The organism is Bacillus sp. VT 712 (assembly GCF_001614195.1).
GTDB classification, from domain to species: domain Bacteria; phylum Bacillota; class Bacilli; order Bacillales; family Bacillaceae_H; genus Priestia; species Priestia flexa.
Map to the genome: position 1 here is coordinate 1 of NZ_LWBK01000014.1, position 20,615 is coordinate 20,615.

At 37.6% G+C, this 20,615-nt stretch carries 29 protein-coding genes, 1 pseudogene and 1 riboswitch; of the genes and pseudogenes, 21 read left to right on the forward strand and 9 right to left on the reverse strand.

Going from position 1 to position 20,615, the window contains the following annotated elements; genetic code table 11:
* Positions 1–266: 266 nt before the first annotated feature.
* Both A2U94_RS22095 and A2U94_RS08635 read left to right on the forward strand, forming a co-directional pair.
* Positions 267–392, forward strand: a pseudogene (locus A2U94_RS22095) (FadR/GntR family transcriptional regulator); the annotation flags it as partial.
* Between the two features lie 57 nt (positions 393–449).
* The gene (locus tag A2U94_RS08635) at positions 450–875 is read left to right on the forward strand and encodes a FadR/GntR family transcriptional regulator (protein WP_286140479.1); all 426 of its coding nucleotides are present in this window, start codon (positions 450–452) and stop codon (positions 873–875) included.
* A 66-nt stretch (positions 876–941) separates the two neighbouring features.
* On the opposite strand, the gene fabZ is transcribed toward A2U94_RS08635, so the two are convergent.
* Entirely contained in the window at positions 942–1,379 is a 438-nt protein-coding gene (fabZ, locus tag A2U94_RS08640; RefSeq protein ID WP_025909904.1) for a 3-hydroxyacyl-ACP dehydratase FabZ, read from the reverse strand.
* Positions 1,380–1,483: 104 nt separating this feature from the next.
* Positions 1,484–1,663, reverse strand: coding sequence for a hypothetical protein (locus A2U94_RS08645; protein WP_025909905.1), 180 nt, complete (start codon positions 1,661–1,663; stop codon positions 1,484–1,486).
* Between the two features lie 178 nt (positions 1,664–1,841).
* On the opposite strand from A2U94_RS08645, the gene A2U94_RS08650 reads away from it, so the two are divergent.
* Positions 1,842–2,186, forward strand: coding sequence for a DUF3221 domain-containing protein (locus A2U94_RS08650; RefSeq protein WP_025909906.1), 345 nt, complete (start codon positions 1,842–1,844; stop codon positions 2,184–2,186).
* A gap of 179 nt (positions 2,187–2,365) precedes the next feature.
* On the opposite strand, the gene A2U94_RS08655 is transcribed toward A2U94_RS08650, so the two are convergent.
* A complete protein-coding gene (locus A2U94_RS08655) occupies positions 2,366–3,325 on the reverse strand; it encodes an IS1595 family transposase (RefSeq protein ID WP_152545188.1) in 960 nt (319 codons plus the stop codon).
* 453 nt (positions 3,326–3,778) lie between these two features.
* On the reverse strand, positions 3,779–4,393 hold the full coding sequence (locus A2U94_RS08660; protein ID WP_025909907.1) for an NAD(P)-dependent oxidoreductase: 615 nt from the start codon (positions 4,391–4,393) through the stop codon (positions 3,779–3,781).
* Positions 4,394–4,727: 334 nt separating this feature from the next.
* Between A2U94_RS08660 and A2U94_RS21495 the strand changes: the two genes are divergently transcribed.
* From A2U94_RS21495 to A2U94_RS08675, 4 genes are all read left to right on the forward strand, one after another.
* Positions 4,728–4,904, forward strand: coding sequence for a hypothetical protein (locus A2U94_RS21495; RefSeq protein ID WP_167556121.1), 177 nt, complete (start codon positions 4,728–4,730; stop codon positions 4,902–4,904).
* 24 nt (positions 4,905–4,928) lie between these two features.
* Entirely contained in the window at positions 4,929–6,419 is a 1,491-nt protein-coding gene (locus A2U94_RS08665; protein WP_025909908.1) for a hypothetical protein, read from the forward strand.
* A 270-nt stretch (positions 6,420–6,689) separates the two neighbouring features.
* A complete protein-coding gene (gene cspD / locus A2U94_RS08670) occupies positions 6,690–6,887 on the forward strand; it encodes a cold-shock protein CspD (RefSeq protein WP_025909909.1) in 198 nt (65 codons plus the stop codon).
* Positions 6,888–7,029: 142 nt separating this feature from the next.
* Positions 7,030–8,607, forward strand: coding sequence for a peptide chain release factor 3 (locus A2U94_RS08675; RefSeq protein WP_025909910.1), 1,578 nt, complete (start codon positions 7,030–7,032; stop codon positions 8,605–8,607).
* 32 nt (positions 8,608–8,639) lie between these two features.
* Here A2U94_RS08675 and A2U94_RS08680 read toward each other — a convergent pair whose 3' ends face one another.
* Positions 8,640–8,966 carry a DMT family transporter gene (locus A2U94_RS08680; RefSeq protein ID WP_025909911.1) on the reverse strand — a complete coding sequence of 109 codons (327 nt, stop codon included), beginning with the start codon at positions 8,964–8,966 and terminating at the stop codon, positions 8,640–8,642.
* Between the two features lie 105 nt (positions 8,967–9,071).
* Positions 9,072–9,896 carry a hypothetical protein gene (locus A2U94_RS08685; protein WP_025909912.1) on the reverse strand — a complete coding sequence of 275 codons (825 nt, stop codon included), beginning with the start codon at positions 9,894–9,896 and terminating at the stop codon, positions 9,072–9,074.
* Positions 9,897–10,033: 137 nt separating this feature from the next.
* Here A2U94_RS08685 and A2U94_RS08690 point away from each other — a divergent pair, with 137 nt between their 5' ends.
* The 4 genes from A2U94_RS08690 (at position 10,034) to A2U94_RS08700 (ending at position 11,625) form a co-directional block, all read left to right on the forward strand.
* Positions 10,034–10,612, forward strand: a complete 579-nt coding sequence (locus A2U94_RS08690; protein WP_025909913.1) for a poly-gamma-glutamate hydrolase family protein — start codon at positions 10,034–10,036, stop codon at positions 10,610–10,612.
* A gap of 145 nt (positions 10,613–10,757) precedes the next feature.
* Positions 10,758–11,246: a VOC family protein gene (locus A2U94_RS08695; RefSeq protein ID WP_062954513.1), complete on the forward strand. Its 489-nt coding sequence runs from the start codon at positions 10,758–10,760 to the stop codon at positions 11,244–11,246.
* 23 nt (positions 11,247–11,269) lie between these two features.
* The gene (locus A2U94_RS22100; protein ID WP_258954115.1) at positions 11,270–11,395 is read left to right on the forward strand and encodes a hypothetical protein; all 126 of its coding nucleotides are present in this window, start codon (positions 11,270–11,272) and stop codon (positions 11,393–11,395) included.
* A gap of 14 nt (positions 11,396–11,409) precedes the next feature.
* Entirely contained in the window at positions 11,410–11,625 is a 216-nt protein-coding gene (locus A2U94_RS08700; protein WP_025909915.1) for a hypothetical protein, read from the forward strand.
* 139 nt (positions 11,626–11,764) lie between these two features.
* Here A2U94_RS08700 and A2U94_RS08705 read toward each other — a convergent pair whose 3' ends face one another.
* Positions 11,765–12,088: a YnfA family protein gene (locus A2U94_RS08705; RefSeq protein WP_025909916.1), complete on the reverse strand. Its 324-nt coding sequence runs from the start codon at positions 12,086–12,088 to the stop codon at positions 11,765–11,767.
* A 269-nt stretch (positions 12,089–12,357) separates the two neighbouring features.
* On the opposite strand from A2U94_RS08705, the gene A2U94_RS08710 reads away from it, so the two are divergent.
* From A2U94_RS08710 to A2U94_RS21125, 3 genes are all read left to right on the forward strand, one after another.
* Positions 12,358–12,561: a zinc ribbon domain-containing protein gene (locus A2U94_RS08710; protein ID WP_025909917.1), complete on the forward strand. Its 204-nt coding sequence runs from the start codon at positions 12,358–12,360 to the stop codon at positions 12,559–12,561.
* A 76-nt stretch (positions 12,562–12,637) separates the two neighbouring features.
* Positions 12,638–13,966 (forward strand): AlbA family DNA-binding domain-containing protein, encoded by a 1,329-nt coding sequence (locus A2U94_RS08715; RefSeq protein WP_025909918.1) that lies wholly within the window; start codon positions 12,638–12,640, stop codon positions 13,964–13,966.
* A 186-nt stretch (positions 13,967–14,152) separates the two neighbouring features.
* The gene (locus A2U94_RS21125; RefSeq protein ID WP_153301146.1) at positions 14,153–14,311 is read left to right on the forward strand and encodes a flagellar basal body-associated FliL family protein; all 159 of its coding nucleotides are present in this window, start codon (positions 14,153–14,155) and stop codon (positions 14,309–14,311) included.
* A 239-nt stretch (positions 14,312–14,550) separates the two neighbouring features.
* On the opposite strand, the gene A2U94_RS21810 is transcribed toward A2U94_RS21125, so the two are convergent.
* The gene (locus A2U94_RS21810; protein ID WP_231882745.1) at positions 14,551–14,844 is read right to left on the reverse strand and encodes a DinB family protein; all 294 of its coding nucleotides are present in this window, start codon (positions 14,842–14,844) and stop codon (positions 14,551–14,553) included.
* A gap of 118 nt (positions 14,845–14,962) precedes the next feature.
* Here A2U94_RS21810 and A2U94_RS08725 point away from each other — a divergent pair, with 118 nt between their 5' ends.
* From A2U94_RS08725 to A2U94_RS08745, 6 genes are all read left to right on the forward strand, one after another.
* Positions 14,963–15,427, forward strand: coding sequence for a GNAT family N-acetyltransferase (locus A2U94_RS08725; protein WP_025909919.1), 465 nt, complete (start codon positions 14,963–14,965; stop codon positions 15,425–15,427).
* A gap of 85 nt (positions 15,428–15,512) precedes the next feature.
* The gene (locus A2U94_RS20595) at positions 15,513–15,632 is read left to right on the forward strand and encodes a YjcZ family sporulation protein (RefSeq protein WP_076512449.1); all 120 of its coding nucleotides are present in this window, start codon (positions 15,513–15,515) and stop codon (positions 15,630–15,632) included.
* A 158-nt stretch (positions 15,633–15,790) separates the two neighbouring features.
* Positions 15,791–15,904, forward strand: a riboswitch (SAM riboswitch).
* Positions 15,905–15,987: 83 nt separating this feature from the next.
* Positions 15,988–16,806, forward strand: coding sequence for a MetQ/NlpA family ABC transporter substrate-binding protein (locus tag A2U94_RS08730; protein WP_025909920.1), 819 nt, complete (start codon positions 15,988–15,990; stop codon positions 16,804–16,806).
* Between the two features lie 12 nt (positions 16,807–16,818).
* Positions 16,819–17,832 carry a methionine ABC transporter ATP-binding protein gene (locus A2U94_RS08735; RefSeq protein ID WP_035320727.1) on the forward strand — a complete coding sequence of 338 codons (1,014 nt, stop codon included), beginning with the start codon at positions 16,819–16,821 and terminating at the stop codon, positions 17,830–17,832.
* Position 17,833: 1 nt separating this feature from the next.
* Positions 17,834–18,499, forward strand: a complete 666-nt coding sequence (locus A2U94_RS08740) for a methionine ABC transporter permease (protein WP_025909921.1) — start codon at positions 17,834–17,836, stop codon at positions 18,497–18,499.
* A gap of 18 nt (positions 18,500–18,517) precedes the next feature.
* Positions 18,518–19,468, forward strand: coding sequence for an L-lactate dehydrogenase (locus A2U94_RS08745; RefSeq protein WP_025909922.1), 951 nt, complete (start codon positions 18,518–18,520; stop codon positions 19,466–19,468).
* Positions 19,469–19,819: 351 nt separating this feature from the next.
* Here the strand turns inward: A2U94_RS08745 and A2U94_RS08755 are convergent, their stop codons facing one another.
* Positions 19,820–20,269 (reverse strand): hypothetical protein, encoded by a 450-nt coding sequence (locus tag A2U94_RS08755; RefSeq protein ID WP_025909924.1) that lies wholly within the window; start codon positions 20,267–20,269, stop codon positions 19,820–19,822.
* 120 nt (positions 20,270–20,389) lie between these two features.
* On the opposite strand from A2U94_RS08755, the gene A2U94_RS08760 reads away from it, so the two are divergent.
* On the forward strand, positions 20,390–20,611 hold the full coding sequence (locus A2U94_RS08760; protein ID WP_025909925.1) for a DUF1659 domain-containing protein: 222 nt from the start codon (positions 20,390–20,392) through the stop codon (positions 20,609–20,611).
* Positions 20,612–20,615 lie beyond the last annotated feature (4 nt).

Here is a 20,615-nt window from a genome sequence, read left to right on the forward strand (position 1 = left end):
GCGAAATAAACAATTATGCCTAAAATAATTGAACCAATCCAACTAATTAATCCTATTTTCGTAACTAATTTTTCCCAATCACCAATCCAAAAGTACAGAATGATTAAATGAACAATAACTAAAGGTACTGAAATTATTGCTAATAGTTTTTTTAACATATTTATCCCTCCAAGCATTATTATACTATTATTCTTGGAAAATTTTCCAACACCTTTGCCTTCCAATAGCAACAATCTTTTAGAAAAGAGCCAAAGGAAAAGACTTTTCCGCCTGAATCTCGCTTACCATCTGAGCATGAGCTTTCGAAAATGTTTGGCGTTAGTCGTGCACCTATTCGTGAAGCGTTAAGCGTTTTGTCAGCTAGTGGATTAATTGAATCCAGACAAGGTGGAGGAAGCTATGTTAAGCGAGTAAACTTAGCAGGCATGCTTGATCCGATGACGTTTGAAATGGTTGAAGCAGACCAGGTGTTAGAATTAGTTGAGATGCGAATTATCATTGAATCAGAAGCGGCAAGCCTAGCGGCTATTCGTCATACCGAAGAAGAACTACTAGAAATTAAAGAATCGTTAGAAGCATTCAAAGGAACGATTAAAAATAGTGCTGAAATTGGTTATGAAGCAGATTATCGCTTTCACCATGATATTGTAAAAGCGGCACATAATTCATTTTTGCTTCACACAGTAGAGAACTTGGGTCATCTATATCGCAAAGCGTTAGCGTATTCGTTAACGCAAAGGCCTGAGAGTCGCAAGCAGGTTCATGAAGATCATGATCGCATCTTTGAAGCAATTAAAAATAGAGATGCTCAAGGTGCAGCAGAAGCAGTTCGTGAACATTTAGAGCATGTTCGTATGAAAGTGATGCAAGGATAATAGATTCACAAAAAAGAACGCTAGCAATGGCGTTCTTTTTTGTGGCTTCCAAATGCTCTAAAGTAGTTATGCTTGTTTTGGATCAAACAATGCAAACGTTACGTCCGCTTCACAAGCCACTTCGCCATCGACCGACGCAACAGCACGAGCTTTCGCAATCGTACCGCGCACGCGTGTCATTTCTACTTCTAAACGAAGCTGATCGCCAGGAACAACTTGCTTTTTAAAGCGACAGTTGTCGATACCTGCAAATAAGCCAAGTTTTCCTTTGTTATCATCTTTTTTCAACATAACAACGGCGCAGACTTGAGCAAGTGCTTCTACAATTAGAACACCTGGCATAACTGGATATTCAGGAAAGTGTCCGTTGAAAAATTCTTCATTAGCCGTCACGTTTTTAATACCTACGGCACTTTTGCCTTCTTCTACTTCAATAATACGGTCCACTAGTAAAAATGGATAGCGGTGAGGGATAATTTCTTTAATTTGCTCAATTGTTAGCATAATGGTCTCTCCTTTATGTAAAAACTTATACCTGATACTAGTATCAAACTATATACGTACAAAGTCAACTTGTAAAGAGTAAAATTAATAAAAGTGCATGGATCTCATTTCGGTTCCGTTAATAAGATTTGGGTAAAGCGATAAGTGAAATAACATTGTCCAAATAAACCTAACATTCCAAGTGGAATTAAGAAAAGGTATCTTTCAGAATACAGCATGCTAATAGAAAAGAGTAAAAAGCAGGCTGTGATTGTTAATAGATGAATGACTAGTTTACGTGTCATGAATTAGACCTCCCTCTTATAAGAATCGTATACCATATTTTATTATATTTAGTTATGTTTGGATTTTTATAAAAGGCTGTTTTCGTAAACTTTGTTGCTTTTATGATGAAAAATAAATATTGTAATACAATTAGGATATAGGTTTGAATGCGGTAAATTAAGAATAGGAGGAAATGTCTTGAACAGAAAATATACTTTTTTGTCCGCAATTATATTTATCGTATTACTATCTGCGTTTGGTTCTCCCAACGATGATAAAACTGACAATGGCAAGATAGCTGAAATTAGTGGGATTGAAAAAACAGTTTCTAATTTTGTAGGTACAATCAAGGATATTAACGGTCATAGGGCAATCGTTAATGCTAAAATTGGCGGGGGAGAAGGGGATGTGTTTGTTGACCTTTCTGTGAATAAAGATGAAACATTCCAAGTCGGAGACAATATAAAAATAGAATACGATGGCACTATTTTAGAATCGAATCCTGCCAAGATAAATACACTTTCTGTTGAATTAGTTAAGTAAATAAATACTTTTTCGGTTAACCCCCTTAGAGTTCAATACGGTCATTACAATATTGCTAATAAGAACGTTCAGATAGTCTGAGCGTTTTTATTTGCCGATTGTAATGCCGATTTGCCGTTTAAAGTTTTCTCCCCATCATCCGAACCTGATAGAAGAGCAATATGCTTTCCTTTTATGCTTTACGAAACAGCCTTTAAAGAATTGACAGTAGTGTTGTTCGATTTTCGACACGCTGAAATAAGCATTTGCTCAACTTGTTTTTCAAATGCCAAGTTTTTCCCTATATCAAGCCAACGGAACCAGTAGAGATAGTTGTCCAGGTATTTCGTTGCGACCCCTTGAAACCGTTCCATCCACTTTTTCAAGCGATTATGAAAGTTATTGACGTGCTGAATGTGGTATATGCCTTTCTTTACACGCTGTTTCTGACGCTCGTTGACCGTTTCGTGTTGTAATCCTTTTATCTTGGCAAACTTTTTATAATTCGTTGCTGTATCCGTACATAACAAAGAAGACGGGTGAATATACTCATCTATCACAGTGTCAATTTCTTCGGCTCTTACACGACCTATTCCTGCTTTCCGAGCAATCACGCTACAGTTACGGTCTTGTGCAACCACAACAGCAATTTTGAGGTTAGAAATACCTCTCTTCTCGTCTTTCTCACCACGCTTCTTGGGTTTTCTGTGGGTGATTTCGCTACCTTTCATAGACTCACGAAAGAAGGTTTCGTCACTCTCAACGATGCCTTGCAGTTGATTAAAGCCGATGCTTCCTAATGCGTTCAGGATTTTATGTCTCCAATAGAATGCAGTAGAGACATGAATTTTTAGCCGTTCAGCGATTTTGGGCAAAGTATAACCTTCGACCATTAGTTCAATATACTTCACCCATTTTTCAGGATAGCGTGAGCCAGAAAATGGCGTATTCGTCATATCATTGAACGATTTCCCACAATCATTACAGAGATAGCGTTGTCTTGAACGATATTTACCGTTCCTTTTAACCGATGTGCTTCCGCAATGAACACAGCCCAAACCAGAAGCAAATCGGGCTTCACGAATGCTTTTGAGTAGTTTGGTAATCTTATCTGGTTCATCTGGAAACAAGTCATCTTTCATTGTGTTAAACAACGCCAATTGCTCTGATTTAGTAAGTTCGCTGAAATCTACATATACTTCTTTCTACATACTCAAAGGCCTCCTGACCGTCGTTATATCAACTATTTAACAGTGTGGTCAAAAAAGCAACAATCTATACAAAACAGCCTTATAAAAAGAGGGTGGGACATAACAAAACAAATTTCCAAAAAGACGAACACTCTCTTTTCTCACCTCTTTACGTTGTCAGAACCATTCGTTCCATTGCGCTACGGCCACTCGCTTTCCGCGGAGAGGAAATTGAGCTTCCTCGCTGCGCTGCGGGATCTCAGTTTCCCTCTCTTTCCTCCAGGAGTCGAGTGTCCTACGCTCCATTCCACCCTGTTTCCAACATTGTTTTCACAATCAACAAAAACCTGAACGGTTAAAAGTGAGGAACTCTCGATCGTTCAGGTTTATCATTGGCTGAATTACCTATGTCTCAGCCTCTTTTTAATAGGAAAGAGCCACGGATTGTTTTAAATGAATTTCTGCATTTGCTGCGTGTAATAAAAAGTGGGCTACGTCTGCGCGGCTAATGTTTTTGCTGTCTTCAGGTACACCCGTCACAGCTTTTCGATACTGAGCGGTTACGGGGCCATTTGTTAACCCCATTGGTCGAGCGACTGTCCAATGAAGGTTGCTTGTTTTTAGCAGTTGAACAGCTTTTAAATGGTCGCGTAGTGGATTTTTTAAAATATTTTGAGCAAGCCAACCCGTCATACCTGGAATTTCTCCTTCAATTCCAGCTGAAGCAGTATATAAGATTCGGTGTAAGCCTTGCTCTTGCATTGCTTTAATAATAGTAGATGTTGCTTCTTCTAAAAATGTAGAAGGGCCTAATCCATCAGTTCCTAAGCAAGAAACAACAGCATCGTGGCCTGTAATAGCATGAGCCACCTGAAAGGAATCCGTTACATTTCCTTCTATAATATGCAAATTGCTATTTGTTATTGTTAGCTTATCTGGTGTTCGAACGAATGCTGTGACGAAATGTCCTTCTTCTAAAGCCTGATTCACGAAAGCTTGTCCAGTGCGTCCGCTAGCTCCAAATACAACAAATTTCATGATCATCATCCTTTTCTGTAGAATTACTATCCCATATCCTTCTTATAAAAAATATTCTATACGTAACATAGCATATTTCGCGGTGAATTTCTCACAAAAAGTATAGAATTGCTGAAAAAAACAGAAAACTAGCGTTTTAATAAGAGATTTGCAAGATGAAGGAAAAAGGAACGAGGCTTGTACCCACCGTCTGACAAAAGGATGTCTAATTTTAAAACTCTTGTCATAGACTGTCTAGAAAAGAGAGAATTGAACGAACGGTTTATAAAGGTGTTTTTTAATAGAAAGCGAACTTTGTATATAAGCATATGGAGCGAAAAGGGAGCGATGAGGAATGGGAAAAAAGATAAGCAAGGTTCGGATTGGTGTTGTATTGATAGGGCTACCACTCGTTTTTGTCATCGTATCCATCATCACAAAAGACTGGCGATATTTAACGTGGAGTATACCACCTGCGTTAATGTCTTGTTGGACTGCACTTGTTGTTTTACGAAAGCAAGAAGAATCTTAAAAGCCAAAAAAAGGAGATGGGGAAATGAATGGTCAACAGCTTCTTTATAGTTTGCTAACAGCGAATGGACAAGGGTTACAAAGTGCGTTTGTCATAAGTAAACATAAAATATCCAAGCTACAACCAACTTTGCCAAACGAAAAGGATGAACACATCCAGTTTCAGCAAAATCTCCAGCAGGATATGAAAAAAATTGCTAAGCAGCCAGAGGTCGATTTGCATCTTCAGCTGTTTTTACATATGGCTGAATACTTTCGACTACCTGTTTCTCACACTACAACAAATGGAGAACTATACGAACTTAGTGAAGAAATAGGCAATATGTTTGTCGCAAAGTATAATGAATTGTTTTCAATTGCTCGCTGTCATTCCCTAGACGATGTTTTGCGTCATCAAATTCGTTTGTTTATTCACCTTGCAGATTCACAGTACTTAATCGCTTCAAAGCGTGAGCAGATGCTGTTACAAACAGCTCTTTTAACATGGATTGAGCAGTTACCAAGCTTATATCAAGATCGGATTCTAGAACTATTCAGCAGAGAAGTCACTCAAAAAGCAATGGAAGAGGTCTTACAGAGACAGGGAATTATCAGCTTTTTTAAGCAACTTCCTCCAAGTGCATACGATCTACTATCATCTTTACTTTGTGCAGTAATGCCTTTGTTTGTGCCTATGCAGCATGCACCGTCACTTCTAGTTGGTTTCAATGCACCGCTATGGACGTTAGCGAGCTTGGAAAGTCATGAAATTGTAGCCAAGCGTAAGGAAGCAGAACCTTTTTTACCGCTGTTAGCGACCGTTGTTCATTTAATGTGGATGTGTAAGCTTGAGCACCAAGATGAGTTGCTTAACTACCAATCTTTGTTAATTAAGTGGTCATCTGTGTATCATCGGTATGAAGATTTTCAAATAAAAAAAGAGCAGGCTCAGTTTGACGTCGAGCGTCTTGAGGGCCTTATTTATAATGGAGAGCAAGATATTAAAGAGCTTAAAGGTATAGAAAGACAGCTTACTAAAAAAATAGATAGCTTAAAAGAGTCCATTCGCCATCAGCTTAATCAAATGGATTTAAAAACGTTAAACTGCGGCCTTGTTATGAAAAGGATGGTTCAGGAGCATGAAGCCTTAAAGGAAGATGTAGATGAATTAAAAAGAAAGCTTTCAATAAAAGGCGATATCATGGAACGAATTCGACTTACGTTTCGTTCAGCTGAGCGCATAGTAAAAAGTAAAGTAAAGGAAGTTGAGCGCAAAAAAATACTGATGCAAATGACGGATTTTATTTTAGCGAACCGGCTTCCAATCTGTGTGGATATACAAAATGAAATTGAAGAATTACAGGAGCGTTTAACAAGCACGCTGTTGAAGCTTAATCAGCATATTGAATTGCTGGACGAAACAAAAAGTTCTCGAGGGCTAACGAGCGGTAAACTTAAGCGATACGAAGCAGAAATCAAGCGCTTGGAGAAAGTCTATTATGGACTAGCTGTCAGAGAATTAGAGCCAATTTCGTAGATTAGATAAGCTGATAGATAAATATGAGTTACCCTAAATTTAGCCTAGGTTATTATGAATAAAAAAAGCAAAAAAAGTACGATTTCTTTGAAAAAAATGAGTAAAAGTTTATACAAATCCCTTTGAAATTTTTTTGATAATTTGGTACAATAAAGTTGCTTATTTTTGTTCCATAAGGATAGTTCGATGGGTTTCGTCTTGACTTATTGTAAGAGCAAGAATGGAGTAATACACAAGGTGTAGCTTGCTGCACGAGGAGGAAAAGAGATTATGTTACAAGGTAAAGTAAAATGGTTCAACGCTGAAAAAGGTTTCGGTTTCATCGAAGTTGAAGGACAAGACGATGTATTCGTACACTTCTCAGCTATCCAAGGCGAAGGCTTCAAAACTTTAGAAGAAGGCCAAGAAGTTACATTTGAAATCGTTGAAGGTGCTCGTGGACCACAAGCTGCTAACGTTCAAAAGTAATTCTTTTTATAGGATTATCAGGGGCTCCCAAATGGGGGCCTTTTTTCTTTTCCTTCGAAAAAGGCTGGTCATCTTGTATAAAAAAAGCGTATAATGAAATGATGAAAATAGGAATTGTATAGTAGAAAGGATAATTAAACTTATGAGCAATCAACAGCAACAGCAGATGGTCGACTCACGTCGTACGTTCGCCATCATTTCCCACCCGGATGCTGGAAAAACAACATTAACTGAAAAAATGTTATTACTAGGTGGAATGATTCGTTCTGCTGGAACAGTTAAAGGTAAAAAGTCAGGAAAGTTTGCAACATCTGACTGGATGGAAATTGAAAAGCAGCGTGGAATCTCCGTTACATCAAGTGTAATGCAGTTTGAATATAAAAATCATTTTATCAACATCCTAGATACACCTGGACACGAAGACTTCAGTGAAGATACATATCGAACACTAACAGCGGTAGATAGTGCTGTCATGGTTATTGATGGAACAAAGGGAATCGAAGCGCAGACGTTAAAGTTATTTAAAGTGTGTCGTATGCGCGGGATTCCAATTTTAACATTTATCAATAAGCTAGATCGTGAAGGAAAAGATCCTCTAGAGCTATTGGAAGAAATTGAAGAAGTACTTGGAATTGAGTCTTACCCAGTGACGTGGCCGATTGGCATGGGGAAAAGATTCCAAGGTACGTACGATCGCTTTTCGAAGCAAATCGAAGTGTACCAAGGAAATAAAGAATCATATTTTGCAGACTTTGACGGTGAAAACATTGATGATGAAGTGAAAAAGCATGTGGATGAAATGTATTTGCCAACGCTTGTGGATGAATTATCTCTTCTTGATGAAGCAGGTAACGATTTTTCAATTGAAAAAGTAAAGCAAGGCCTTTTAACACCTGTATTCTTTGGTAGTGCGATTGCAAACTTTGGAGTACAGTCGTTTTTCAATTCATTTTTGCAATTAACATCACCACCACAGCCGCGTGAATCATCTGTTGGAACAATTCAACCAACGGATAACAATTTCTCAGGCTTTATCTTTAAAATTCAAGCAAATATGAACCCAGCTCACCGCGATCGAATTGCCTTTGTACGCGTGTGCTCAGGGAAGTTTGAGCGTGGCATGAACGTAACGCTTGCTCGTACAAATCGTAAAATGAAGCTTGCTCAGTCACATCAATTTTTAGCATCAAGTCGTGAGACGGTGGATACAGCATATCCAGGTGACATTATTGGTTTGTATGATTCTGGTACGTATCAAATTGGAGATACGATTGTGGGCGATGGTAAGGTGTTTCAATTTGATGCGCTTCCGAAGTTTCCACCCGAGCTATTTGTGAAAGTACGTGCTAAAAATGCCATGAAATCAAAGCATTTTGAAAAAGGAATTAACCAGCTTGTACAAGAAGGAGCGGTTCAGCTCTATCGTACACCGTTCTTTGGAGATTATATTTTAGGTGCTGTTGGTGAGCTTCAGTTCCAAGTGTTTGAACACCGTATGAAAGGTGAGTATAACGTAGATTTAGAGTTTGTTCGCATGTCTCATAGCATTGCAAAATGGGTGGACAAAGAGACGATTAAGGATAGCATGTTTGACTCTCGCGTTATGCTTGTTGAAGATCGGGATGGGCATGCTGTACTCATGTTTGAAAATGATTTTGTATGGCGCTTATTCCAAGATAAGTATCCTGACGTGAAGTTTTTAGATCCATTTAATTTATAAAAGAAACGCTTGGCGGTTGCCAAGCGTTTCTTTTAATGCGCAAATGACTTTAAATTTAAAATGACAACTCCTGCAATAATTAACGTAATGCCAATGACCATTGAGATGCTGCCGCTTTCCTTCCAAATCACAACACCGATAATAGCTGTAAGGGCAGTTCCTACTCCTGACCAAATTGCGTAGGCAATGCTCAGTGGAATTTGTTGAAGAGAAGCAGAGAGTGAATAAAACGCAACTCCAAATCCAACGATTACACCAATGCTTGGCCAGAGTTTTGTAAATCCCTGAGATGCTTTTAACATGGATGTTCCAAAAAGTTCCGCTGTAATAGCAAGTGCTAGAAATAAATAGGCTTGCATCTGAATTCACCCCTCGCTACGTAAAAAAATATTTTTTACGACGTATACTGTAAGATATGCTAAATTTAACTTCGACATCTTATCATAGGATGAAAAAACTCGCTACTATTTTTTCTTGGATAGGTAATCCACAGTTTCTTGCTTTCCTAAAGCGGCATGTCCTTGTTTTTTGTTATAGTTTAATATCACTTTAATTTCATTGACTTCACATTCATCACTTAATGTGTGAAGACCTGATAGAAAAGGAGTAAGATGATTAGTCATATCAAATTCTGAGGCTGCGTTTTGGAGATAATCAATTGGTGGGACGTAACCAATTTTCTGATAAAACGCTAAGATGTTAATTCGCTCATAAAACATTTGAACCACTTCTTCTTGTGACATGTTGGGATAAGATAAAGAAAAAACGTTACGAACGGGTGTTTTAAGCCACTTCGTTAAGCATGTTTGTGGATTATTTACAACTGCTGTAGCACCTTTTAAATAACCCGCTAAAATGAGCGACATGAAGCCTCCGCCTGACGACCCGTAACAGGTTACGTGTGATAGGGGGACTTGTAAATTCGCTAGAATTTCACCTAACAAAACAGAAATTTCTTGAAGATAAAACCTTTCTTTTGTTCCTTGTCCCCATCCTAACGAAAGCGGACCTAAATATAAGGTAGGATCGTTATAATAAATGACGGATGCATCGAATAGGTCCATCCATGAATGGCGCTGAAAATAAGGAGGACCTTGCGGGTGCTCTTGCTTAGCACCGGCTCCAGAGCCTAACAGAATCATCTTTGAAGAGTTTTCTTTTAGTTTGATTAAAAATTCATATAATACGCCGTCCCACTCAACAGCAAGGACATACGGCATGTCATTTAATAAATCAACATCATGTAGCTGATGCTTTTTGATTGCAATTCGCGTGTAGTTTTCAATCAATTGTTTAACACCACTTTCTATATAGTAAAAAGCATTCATTCCATCTTATGAAAAATCTAAAAAAGTGCTTGTACGTTTAATGTATACTCTATAAAAATCAAGTCATATTAAGAAACAATAGAAGGGAAGTGATCGTTGTGCGAGATATATATCAAACGTTTCAAGAGCTATCTCAGTGTGAGCGAGCTGGAATTGACTATGAAATTGAGTGCATCATTCGTAAGAAAGACATTGTTGTGTTGGCGATTCATGGCGGTACAATGGAAGAGGGTACACTTGAAATGGCAAGGGAATTGGCGCAGGAGGTTAACGGGACTTTTTATGCATTTAAATGCTTAAAAAAAGAAGATCCCTTTGAACTGCATGTAACATCTACTCATTACGATGAAGAGTTGGCAAGGTCATTAGTCCATCAGTCAAATATAACTATTTCATTTCACGGTGCACGCGGTGCGGAACGAGAGATTTATATAGGAGGGCGCGATGAACCTCTTGCATCTCGCGTGAAAGAATTATTAAAACCCGGGTTTATTGTAGTTGAGCCGCCCCCTCATTTAAGAGGAGTTTCGCCAGATAATATTGCAAATGATAATACCCGCCATCAGGGACTGCAGTTAGAATTGACAGTACCTCAATATGATGAGCTGCTAACTAACGTAGAAAAAAACCAGTCTTTTATTGAATCGTTAGTAAAAGCGATTAAAGAAAGTGAATAGCATGTATACAGCGCCGGAAAAAATAGGCGCTGTATTTTTATTGCAGGATAGTTGAAAAGCGCATCTCCATATGGAAGATATGCTAAAATATAGAAAAAGAAAGTGTTGCACCTTTAATGGTTGGTTTATAAAGTGAGGAGATAAGATGAAAATTAAAACAGAAGGAATATCAGAAGTTGTCCTTGAAGTACAGTCAATGGAACGAGCCGTACAGTTTTGGTCTAATCAGCTTGGCTTTCCAATCGTGGAACAATGGGGGTATGATAACGGACAGTTTACCCAGGAATCAAATGGAATTTGGGCAACATGGCTCTATGTTGGAGGGCCAACAAGGCTAGGACTATGGCTTCCTCGTATGTTTTCCAAAGCTGAGCAAAAGATGAAGCAGCTGAATGTTTCAAGCTGGCCAAACCTTTACGATGAGGGTGGCGTTCACGTTCACTTAGCTCTCCACGTGCAGAAGCAAAATCTTGAGGGAACGCTTATATTGTTGAAGCAGGAAGATATCGATGTGAAGATAATAAAAGAAGCAAATGAAACAAGAGTGTATTTTAAAGACACGGAATCAAATATTATTGAATTCTATACAAAATCAATGGCCGACGATTACACAAAACAAGTGATAAAGAAATAGTAGAACACTAGGGAGGGGTATCAATGAATGAACTCAATGGTTATTTGCTTGCAATGGAACACGTAAATCATTATACAAATCATGTCTGTACGTTTGTATTTGATACAAAAGAGATGCTATATGTGCTTGAGCTTGGAATTGATAGCTAGAAGAAGCTATTTCAATGAGAAGTGAAGGAATTAAAAATTCGGCGCTTTCACCTTTAGAAAGAGGTGACTTGCACTTTGGTAATGTTTATACATACGTTCAGATGAAACGCTATAAGAAAGCAACCTCATGCTTTGACAATGCGTTTGAGGAAGCAAGACAGGAAGAGTTTCCTTATGATAAACAGTATGAGCAGATACTAGAGATTTATCTAAAAGCGGGAAGAGAGTAAGATGCACTCCGTATCGTTGAGGAATTAATAGAAAGAAGCTACTATGATAAAGAGTTTTTAAGGTTAGAAACAGCTAAGCGGTGGGTGCAAACAGAAATGCAAAAGCGTGCTCTATCATGAGTACGCTTTTAAATTTCGTTTAGCTTCGAGGCCAAACAATGACAATAACGCCAACTAAGCAGATAATGCTACCTAACCAATCTTGGAAATCTGGTGTTTCTTTGTCAATTAACCAGCCCCAAAATAGACTCATGATAATAAAAACACCCCCGTAAGCCGCATATACTCGTCCGAAGTCGGGAAAAGCCTGCCAAGTGGCGATAATCCCGTATAGAACGAGAGAGATTCCACCAGCTAATCCAAACCAGCCAGACCAGTCATCACGAAGCCATTTCCAAATAAAGTACCCGCCACCAATTTCAGCAATTCCAGCTAATATAAAAATAATAGTTGCCTTAAACATAATTTGAAGCTCCTAACATAGTAATCTCTGTTTTAATGATATCTGTATTTGTTTAAAAATACGAGGTGAAATTAAAAATGTGTTAAAATGGATAATAAGGAATAAAAAGTATAAAAATGGAGGTAGTTCGTTTGGGTTTCATATTGTTCTGTCCAAAGAAGGTAAACAACGAGTATTGTAAGAACGGAAAAATATGAAACTTTTTAAACACTATTTCGTATTACTTAATATAAATTAGATTTTTTATTTTAACAAAGGAGATGACAGAAATGAAAGAGGCGGGATGTATAAAATGTGGTGGACAGAGCGTTGGGCAAAAGGAAGTGGCAATGACAGGCACAGGTCTTTCAAAGCTTTTAGACGTTCAGCATAACCGCTTTGTTGTGGTTTATTGTAAGTCATGCGGTTACTCAGAGTTTTATAATAAAGAAGCGTCTAAGGCGTCTAATATTCTCGATTTGTTCTTTGGTTAATTTAGAAGAAATACGACTGTTTAGCCACTTTTCATCATATGGATAAGTTATATGCATATGATGAGGAGGGGAAACTGTGAGTGATTCGTTTTATTCGCCGTTCATAAATAAAGAGGGAAGAAAGCTAACGATTGCTGAAATTTGTTTCTCTGATGTAGAAGTGATGGTTGCGAAGCAGTTAGAAGAAGGGTATCAGCTTGAATTTAAGCGAGAAGTTAGTTCCACTGTGAAGAGGAAGATTCCAAATATTATTGCATCGTTTGCCAATGAAATGGGCGGGTGGCTAATATTTGGAGTTGATGAAGATGATTACTCAATCAATTTACTTGAAAAAAAAGAGTATGAGCTCTTTATTCACAACATGCTGAAGGATGTAACGAATCCAATTCCTCGTATTTTTACTCGGTTTCTATCACCTGAACATACCACAGAGTACGGCGTCTTTGTTATTTGGATTCCAGAAGGCTTGTACCCTCCTTATATGTCATACGGGAAAGTTTATCGCCGTATTGGGAGCGGAACTTCTCCAATTTCAGAAATTGATGACCGCTATCACCTGGACCGTCTATATCAAAAGTCAAAAGACCGAATGATGCGTTTAGAAGCATTTTGCACAAAAGAATTATCTATCTATAACCGAAAGGGACTTACGCACGGCGAAGGCTATGTTCACTATGGAATGTGCAATATGTACGTCATTCCAATTTATGACTTGTACTTATTGGAACATATGGATGAAGATAAATTAAAGCAGTATATCTTATCAAAATCAAATGAACCGAAAGCTTATCCAATGTATGAAGAAATTGAAATGAACGTTCATTTACCGTTTGTTAAAGCATCATATTCTGCAGAGTCAATTATTTTTCGAAACACTGATGTTATTGACTCCTATGATAAAACCGTTGCTTGGGAACAGTTTGTTAATGGAGCGGCAAAATTTCATATTCCAATTCCATATGTAGAAGAGCTTGATGAAGTAAAATCTGTTTTGCAAGAGTGCGTACCAAGCTACAGAAATGCTGCTATTTTTGATCAATTTCAATACGTTGATGGCCATCAATTTTTAACATTGTTACTAAGCTGTCTTGGTGAGTACATTGAATGTATGACGCAGCTCAACGCTGAATTAGAAGATATGATTGTTGTAATTGATCTTGAAAACGTGCGAAATGATGTTTTGTATTTTAACCATGGGGCATATAAAGGTTTTTTAAGAGAAGAAGGCCTAGTTTTTTCTGATAAAAAGCATTATCGATTTAATAAATCTTTTCGAGCTATGAAGCTAAAAGAAAAAAACGGTGAATCTTTATTTCAATATGTTGATTATATTATTAACGCGTTTGGTCTCTCTAAAAACAAAGCTCTTCATTTTCTTATGCAATCTTTTTATCAATCAAAGTAAAAAAAATGACTATTTTTTAACAATTGAGAACATTTATACATTTTCTGAAAAAGGTATGGTACCATCAAATAGAGTGAGGGGAATAGTGGTTATTCCTCAAACTCGCTTGAATAAACCTTTCAAACAAAAGGGGATGTTACAAAGGTTTATATCAGACTTTGTGAGACATAGGGGAGAGAATGAAACATGAAAAAGGTTGGGTCCATTCTGTTAATTGTGTTAGCGCTAGCAGGATTGGGAGGGGTGTGCGCTGCTTATTATCATTTCGAGCAGCAAAAAGAAGCAGTAGATAAGTTTGTGGTAAATGAAACATACATATTAACAGTAGGGGTAACACAAATATAGAGATTTTAACCAGATATACGGGTAAGCTATTCAAGAAAAAAATCCTAATAATTGTTAGGATTTTTTTCTTGAATAGCTTTTTTAATTTGTTTAATTGTTTCAACATGCATTCCCTCATGGTAAAAGTTAAACAAGAACGTGCTGCCAACGTGATCAAACGAAATGCCAGCTTTATTAGTGAACCGCTTGGCTAGCTTCAAATCATAATGAGCGGGTATGAATTCTTTAATACGCTCAGTTTAAGTCATCAGCTCTTCTTTTAGTTGAATTAAGGTAGGAGGTGTTTCCTTCCATTGAGAAGGTTTTGTTTCAGCCGCGAATAATCGCTCATATGAGGCAGGCAATTGATTTTTCTTTCCAGCAAGCTCAAAAACAAGCTTTTCTTGAATATATACAATGTGCCCTAAATTCCAAAAAATGTTGTTTGAAAAGCCATCGGGAGTTACTAACGATTCCTGTTCAGTTACGCTTGATAAAACTTTTAGCGTAATACTTCGAACGGTTTCTAAATGATGTAATAACAATAAATTCATAAATAATTCCTCCTTTAGACTTGTTTCTTTTCTAGTAATATCTTTTAATTATAACAGGGAAACAGTCAAATACGGTGTAGTTTGCTTAACGAAAAGAGTAAGAAGAAAGGGCGATACCATGTCTAGTTTACGTTTTGAAAAAATATTGCAAGTAACAAAGAACCATATTGAGTTGTTAAAGGAAGCTGATCCATCAGAAGAGGTTATTTCAGGCTATATTGAGAGAGGAACATGCATTGCAGGAAGAGCAGATGGTGAGTTAGTGGGGCTTGTTGTACTGCTACCAACAAGGCCGAATACGGTGGAAATTGTCAATATTGTAGTAAAGAAAAACATGCGAAATCAAGGATACGGAAAGCAATTGGTGGAAGAAGCTTTAAAGCTTTCAAAGCACTATGGATATAAAAGCGTAGAAATTGCAACAGGTAATTCAAGTATTGAGCAGTTGGCGTTGTATCAAAAATGTGGATTTCGTATTACAGGAATTGAAATGGATCACTTTGTTCATAACTATGAAGAAGAAATCTATGAAAATGGTATTCAATGTCGTGATATGATTCGACTGCGACAAATATTGAGTTAAGGGTACATATTTTTAGAAAATGGGCGTTTAGACAAGCAAAAGGATGATGCGTGCATACACTGAGACAGAAAGGATGGTGTATGTTATGTGTTTTTACGGCGGTTATTGTGGAGGATACGGCTATAATAAAGGCGGCAGTGGGTTTGCCTTAATCTTAGTTCTGTTTATTCTTCTTGTTATTGTAGGATGCGTTTGTTGGAATTAATAAAGAAAAGAAGTATACAAAAGGAGACTTTTGTATGCTTCTTTTCTTTAAATTAAAACTAATCTAAAAAATTTTATAAAATAAAATTAAAAAAATATTGACACTATATACAAACTACCTGTAGAATAGCCATCATAACAAAGTGAATAAAAAAGCAACTCTTATCGAGAGTGGTGGAGGGACTGGCCCTATGAAACCCGGCAACCTATCAGCAATCGTGCTGTAACGGTGCTAAATCCTGCGGTGTATCTTTATACACTGAAAGATAAGAGAAGCAGATTGGTTAAAATCGCTTCTCTTTATCTGCAAGAGGCGTTTTTTTTATGGAAAAAAAGAAAAGGGAGCGATTGACATAATGAAAAAAACAACAAAAGTACTAGGTTTAACACTGGCGTCAGCACTACTAATTGTAACGGCTGCGTGTGGAAAAGAAGAAGCAAAGACTTTGAGCACAGAAAAGATTACAATCGGAGTAACTGGTGGTCCTCATCAACAAATTAACGAAGAAGTGAAGAAGTTAGCAGAAAAAGATGGATTAGAGATTACCATTAAAACGTTTAACGACTATAATACACCGAACACAGCGCTTGATGAACGTGATTTAGATTTAAATAATTATCAAACATTACCGTTTTTAGAACAACAGGTAAAAGATAAAGGCTATAAAATTGAGGATGCGTTTAAAACGGTTGCGTTTCCAATGGGTATTTATGCAGACGGCATTAAAGATATAAAAGAACTGAAAAAAGGTGACAAAATTGCTGTGCCAAATGATCCAAGTAATGAATATCGTGCGTTAAAGCTATTTGAAGCGGCTGGAGTTATTAAATTAAAAGAAGGCGTTGAAGAAAAAGCAACGAAAAAAGACGTAGCTGAAAATAAACTGGATCTTGAAATCGTTGAGCTAGAAGCTTCACAAATTCCATCTCAATTAGGTGAAGTAGCAGCTGCTGCAATTAACACAAACTTTGCGATGGGTGCAGGTTTAACAATTAATGATGATGCCATTTTCCATGAAGAAATTGAAAACAATCCATATCCAAACTACGTTGTTGTACGTACGGAAAATAAAGATGATGAAGTTGTAAAACAGCTAGAGAAATACTTCCATTCAGATGAAATTCGTCAATTTATTGAAGAAGAGTTTAACGGCTCAGTTGTCCCAGCATTTTAAGGAGTGGTGAACGTGATTGAATTAAAGCAGACTTCCAAAACATATGAAGTCAACGGCAAGAAAGTGGAGGCTGTGAAAGACGTGTCCTTGACTATTGAAAAAGGAGAGGTGTTCGGAGTAATTGGATATAGCGGTGCGGGGAAAAGTACGCTGATTCGCTGTGTTAATCTACTTGAAAAACCAACGTCTGGAGAAGTATTCATTAATGGTGTAAGCCTAACGACTCTTTCAAAGCAGGATCTTCAAAAGACACGCCGGAAAATCGGGATGATTTTCCAGGGGTATAATTTATTAAAAACAGCAACTGTATATGAAAACATTGCAATTCCTCTAAAACTAGAAGGCATTGATAAAGAAACCATTCAAAAGCGCGCAGAGAAGTATTTAGAAATTGTCGGGTTGTCTGATAAAGTTAATCACTACCCGTCTCAGCTATCTGGCGGTCAAAAGCAGCGTGTTGCCATTGCACGAGCGTTAGCGCATGAGCCTGAAATTTTATTAAGCGATGAGGCCACAAGTGCCTTAGATCCAGAAACAACGGAAGCTATCTTGGAGTTACTATTAAAAATTAACCGAGAATTAGGCTTAACAATTTTTCTAATTACGCACGAATTAAACGTTGTTCAACGTATTTGTGATCGCGTAGCAGTGATGGAAAATGGAAGAGTCGTAGAAGAAGGAAAAGTAGTGGATATATTTACTCATCCACAGCATCCAACAACTAAGCGTTTTATTGGTTCAGAATCTGCATTTAATCTTCCAGAAGCTTTAAAAACAGAATATCGTAAAACTGGTAAGCTTGTATCACTTTATTTTAAAGGAAGTGAAAAGTCCAATGAACCGGCGCTTGCGATGGTTTCACGCAAATTTGATGTATTACCAAGTATTTTAGCCGGTGGAATTGAACAGTTAAAAAATGAAACGCTTGGAAAGCTGCTTGTTCATTTAAGAGGAGATAAGGAAGCTTATGAAGAAGCAATCGGATATTTAGAAAGTGAAGGCGTTATTGTAGAGGAGTGGAAATAAGATGGCTGAATTTTTTGTAGAGTGGGGAGACGTTATTTGGGAAGGCTTCCTTCAAACGTTAACCATGACAAGTATCTCATTAGTTATTGCCATCTTGATTGGTTTACCGCTTGGGATTTTACTTGTTGTAACTAGACAGGGTGGACAGTCAGAAAACAGATGGTTATACCAAGTTCTGAACTGGATCATCAACATTATTCGTTCGATTCCATTTATTATTCTATTATTCTTCATTCTACCATTTACTAAGCTTATTGCTGGAACAACCATTGGTGTACAAGGCGTAATTGTTCCCCTTGTGGTTTATACCGCACCTTATATTGCAAGATTAATGGAGTCTGCGCTGTTAGAAGTTGATAAAGGAATAGTGGAAGCATACCAATCAATGGGGATTTCAACGTCAAAAATTATTTGGTACGTTGTTGTAAGAGAAGCGCGTTCTGGTATTATCTTAGGATTAACTATTGCAACAATTGGTCTCATCGGTGCTACTGCAATGGCAGGCCTTGTTGGTGCTGGTGGGCTTGGAGATATCGCCTTTCAATATGGGCATTTACGCTTTGAACCAACAGTGATGTACACAACTATTCTCGTATTAATTATTATGGTACAGTTGATTCAATCGTTTGGTAGCCAGCTAGCTAAGAGATTAAAAAGAGAAGGGTAAGAGAGAGGTAGGTTGCTCATGGGAAGGAAAGTTGGAATTATTGGATGTGGCAATGTTGGCTCAGCGACAGCTTTTTCATTAGTTAATCAGCAAGCAATAGAAGAATTGGTACTTGTGGATTGTTTAAAGGAAAAAGCGGAAGGTGACGCGCTTGATTTACAGGATGCAACTGTCACAGCGTCTGGGTTTACAAACGTATATGCAGGTGGATTGATCGATATTAAAGATGCAGATGTGATTATTATAAGCGTTGCCGGTCCAAGACCTCAAAAAGGTGAAACGCGGCTTGATGAACTAAAAGCAACTGCACCTATTATTATGGAAGTAGTTACAACTCTAAAAGAGCTTGGTTTCTCAGGCTGTTACGTTGTAGCCACAAATCCATGTGATGTTATTACATACCATGTATGGAGTTTGTCTGGATTGCCAAGAGAGCGTGTAATTGGAACAGGAACTTTATTAGATAGTTCACGTCTTCGGCGAGTTGTTGCAAATGAACTCAAGGTAAAGCCACATGACGTTCATGCGTATATGCTTGGTGAACATGGCGATTCGCAGTTTGCACTATGGTCACATTCAACAATTTTTGGACAAAAACTAGAAGATTACTACCAACATGAGCAGTCTATTTTAGATAAAGAAAAAATTGAAAAAGAAGTGATCAAACTAGGTTTTGAAATCTATTGGCTGAAAGGAAATACGGAATTTGGTATTGGAAACGCGATTGCACAGCTAACCAAAGCCATTGTCAGTAACGAACGAGCTGTTTTTCCAGTTTCTACGATATTGCAGGGAGAGTATGGCTTACATGACGTAGCTATTAGTATTCCATCTGTTATTGGAAAAGGAGGAATTGAGAAACGAATTCCTCTTCATTTATCACTAGAAGAACATCGTAAGCTGGAATATTCAGCAAACATTATTCAAACAGCAATTTCTGAAATACGTTCTCAAAAAATACAGCACTAAAAAAGAGTTTGGGACATAACAAAATGATTGCTTCTAAGAGACGAACAATAGCTGTTCCAATCTCTTTGGTTCGTCTGAACACGTTCGTTCCATTGCGCTACGGCCACTCGCTTTCCGCGGGGAGGAACCTGAGCTTCCTCGCTGCGCTGCGGGATCTCAGTTTTCCCTCTCTTTCCCGCAGGAGTCGAGTGTCCTACGCTCCATTCCACCCTGTTTCCAACATTGTTTTCACAATCAACCAAAAACCTGAACGATTGAAAGTGAGAAACTCTCAATCGTTCAGGTTTATCATTGGCTGAATTACTTATGTCCCAGCCTCTTTTTAACGATAGCTTGTCGTACATACATAACTCATACTAAATAAAATAAGGTTTTTGCCTGCTCCGTCTTTTTGAAAATTTCTATGGTTGTAACAAGCAAAAAGATAAAAGCAACACTAGAGGCTAAAAGGGAAATACGCAAAAATAAACGCTTTCTCTTTAACAGCCGATAAATAAAGAAAAGCATGATCCCAATTAACACAATACAAGCAATACCAAGTTGGATAGAGAGCTTTGCTAATTCATCAATGGTTTCTTTAAATAAAAGTAGCCCTTCGTTGTTAAGCTTTGTTTCAGAAATATTTGTTTTTTCTTCATGGTTTAATACGCCGATGTCCCACTTTTGAGAGGATGTATCATTGTATACTGTGTAATAAAACGGCCCGAGTTTTTGTTCATCAACGTGATGGTTACTTGCTGAGACGTGTGAAGCAATGGGAAAGGCGAGTAAAAAAATAAGCAGTGAAATCCATCTTTTCATAGTTAAAATCCTCTTTCTCTATCACAATCTTCTTTTATTATAAAGGAGATTTTTTTTTGTATCTATCATCCCTCCGTCCTATTTAGATTTCTATATATAAGGCGAAAGGGGGAATGAAGGATGGCAGAAAAAATTCAGGAAAAAAGCCAGCTTCGCATGACATTTCACAACGGTGATAAGGAGGATGGAACGATGATTTTAAAATCCAAACTATACCCAAATATTGCAATAGCTTCTTCACCTGATGCGTTGCTAACAGCAAGTGAAGCCATTGCGAGTCTACAGTTACTTCCACTTGTTGAAGTCGCAGAAGTCGTAACATATACGCTTGTAAGTGAATAATAAA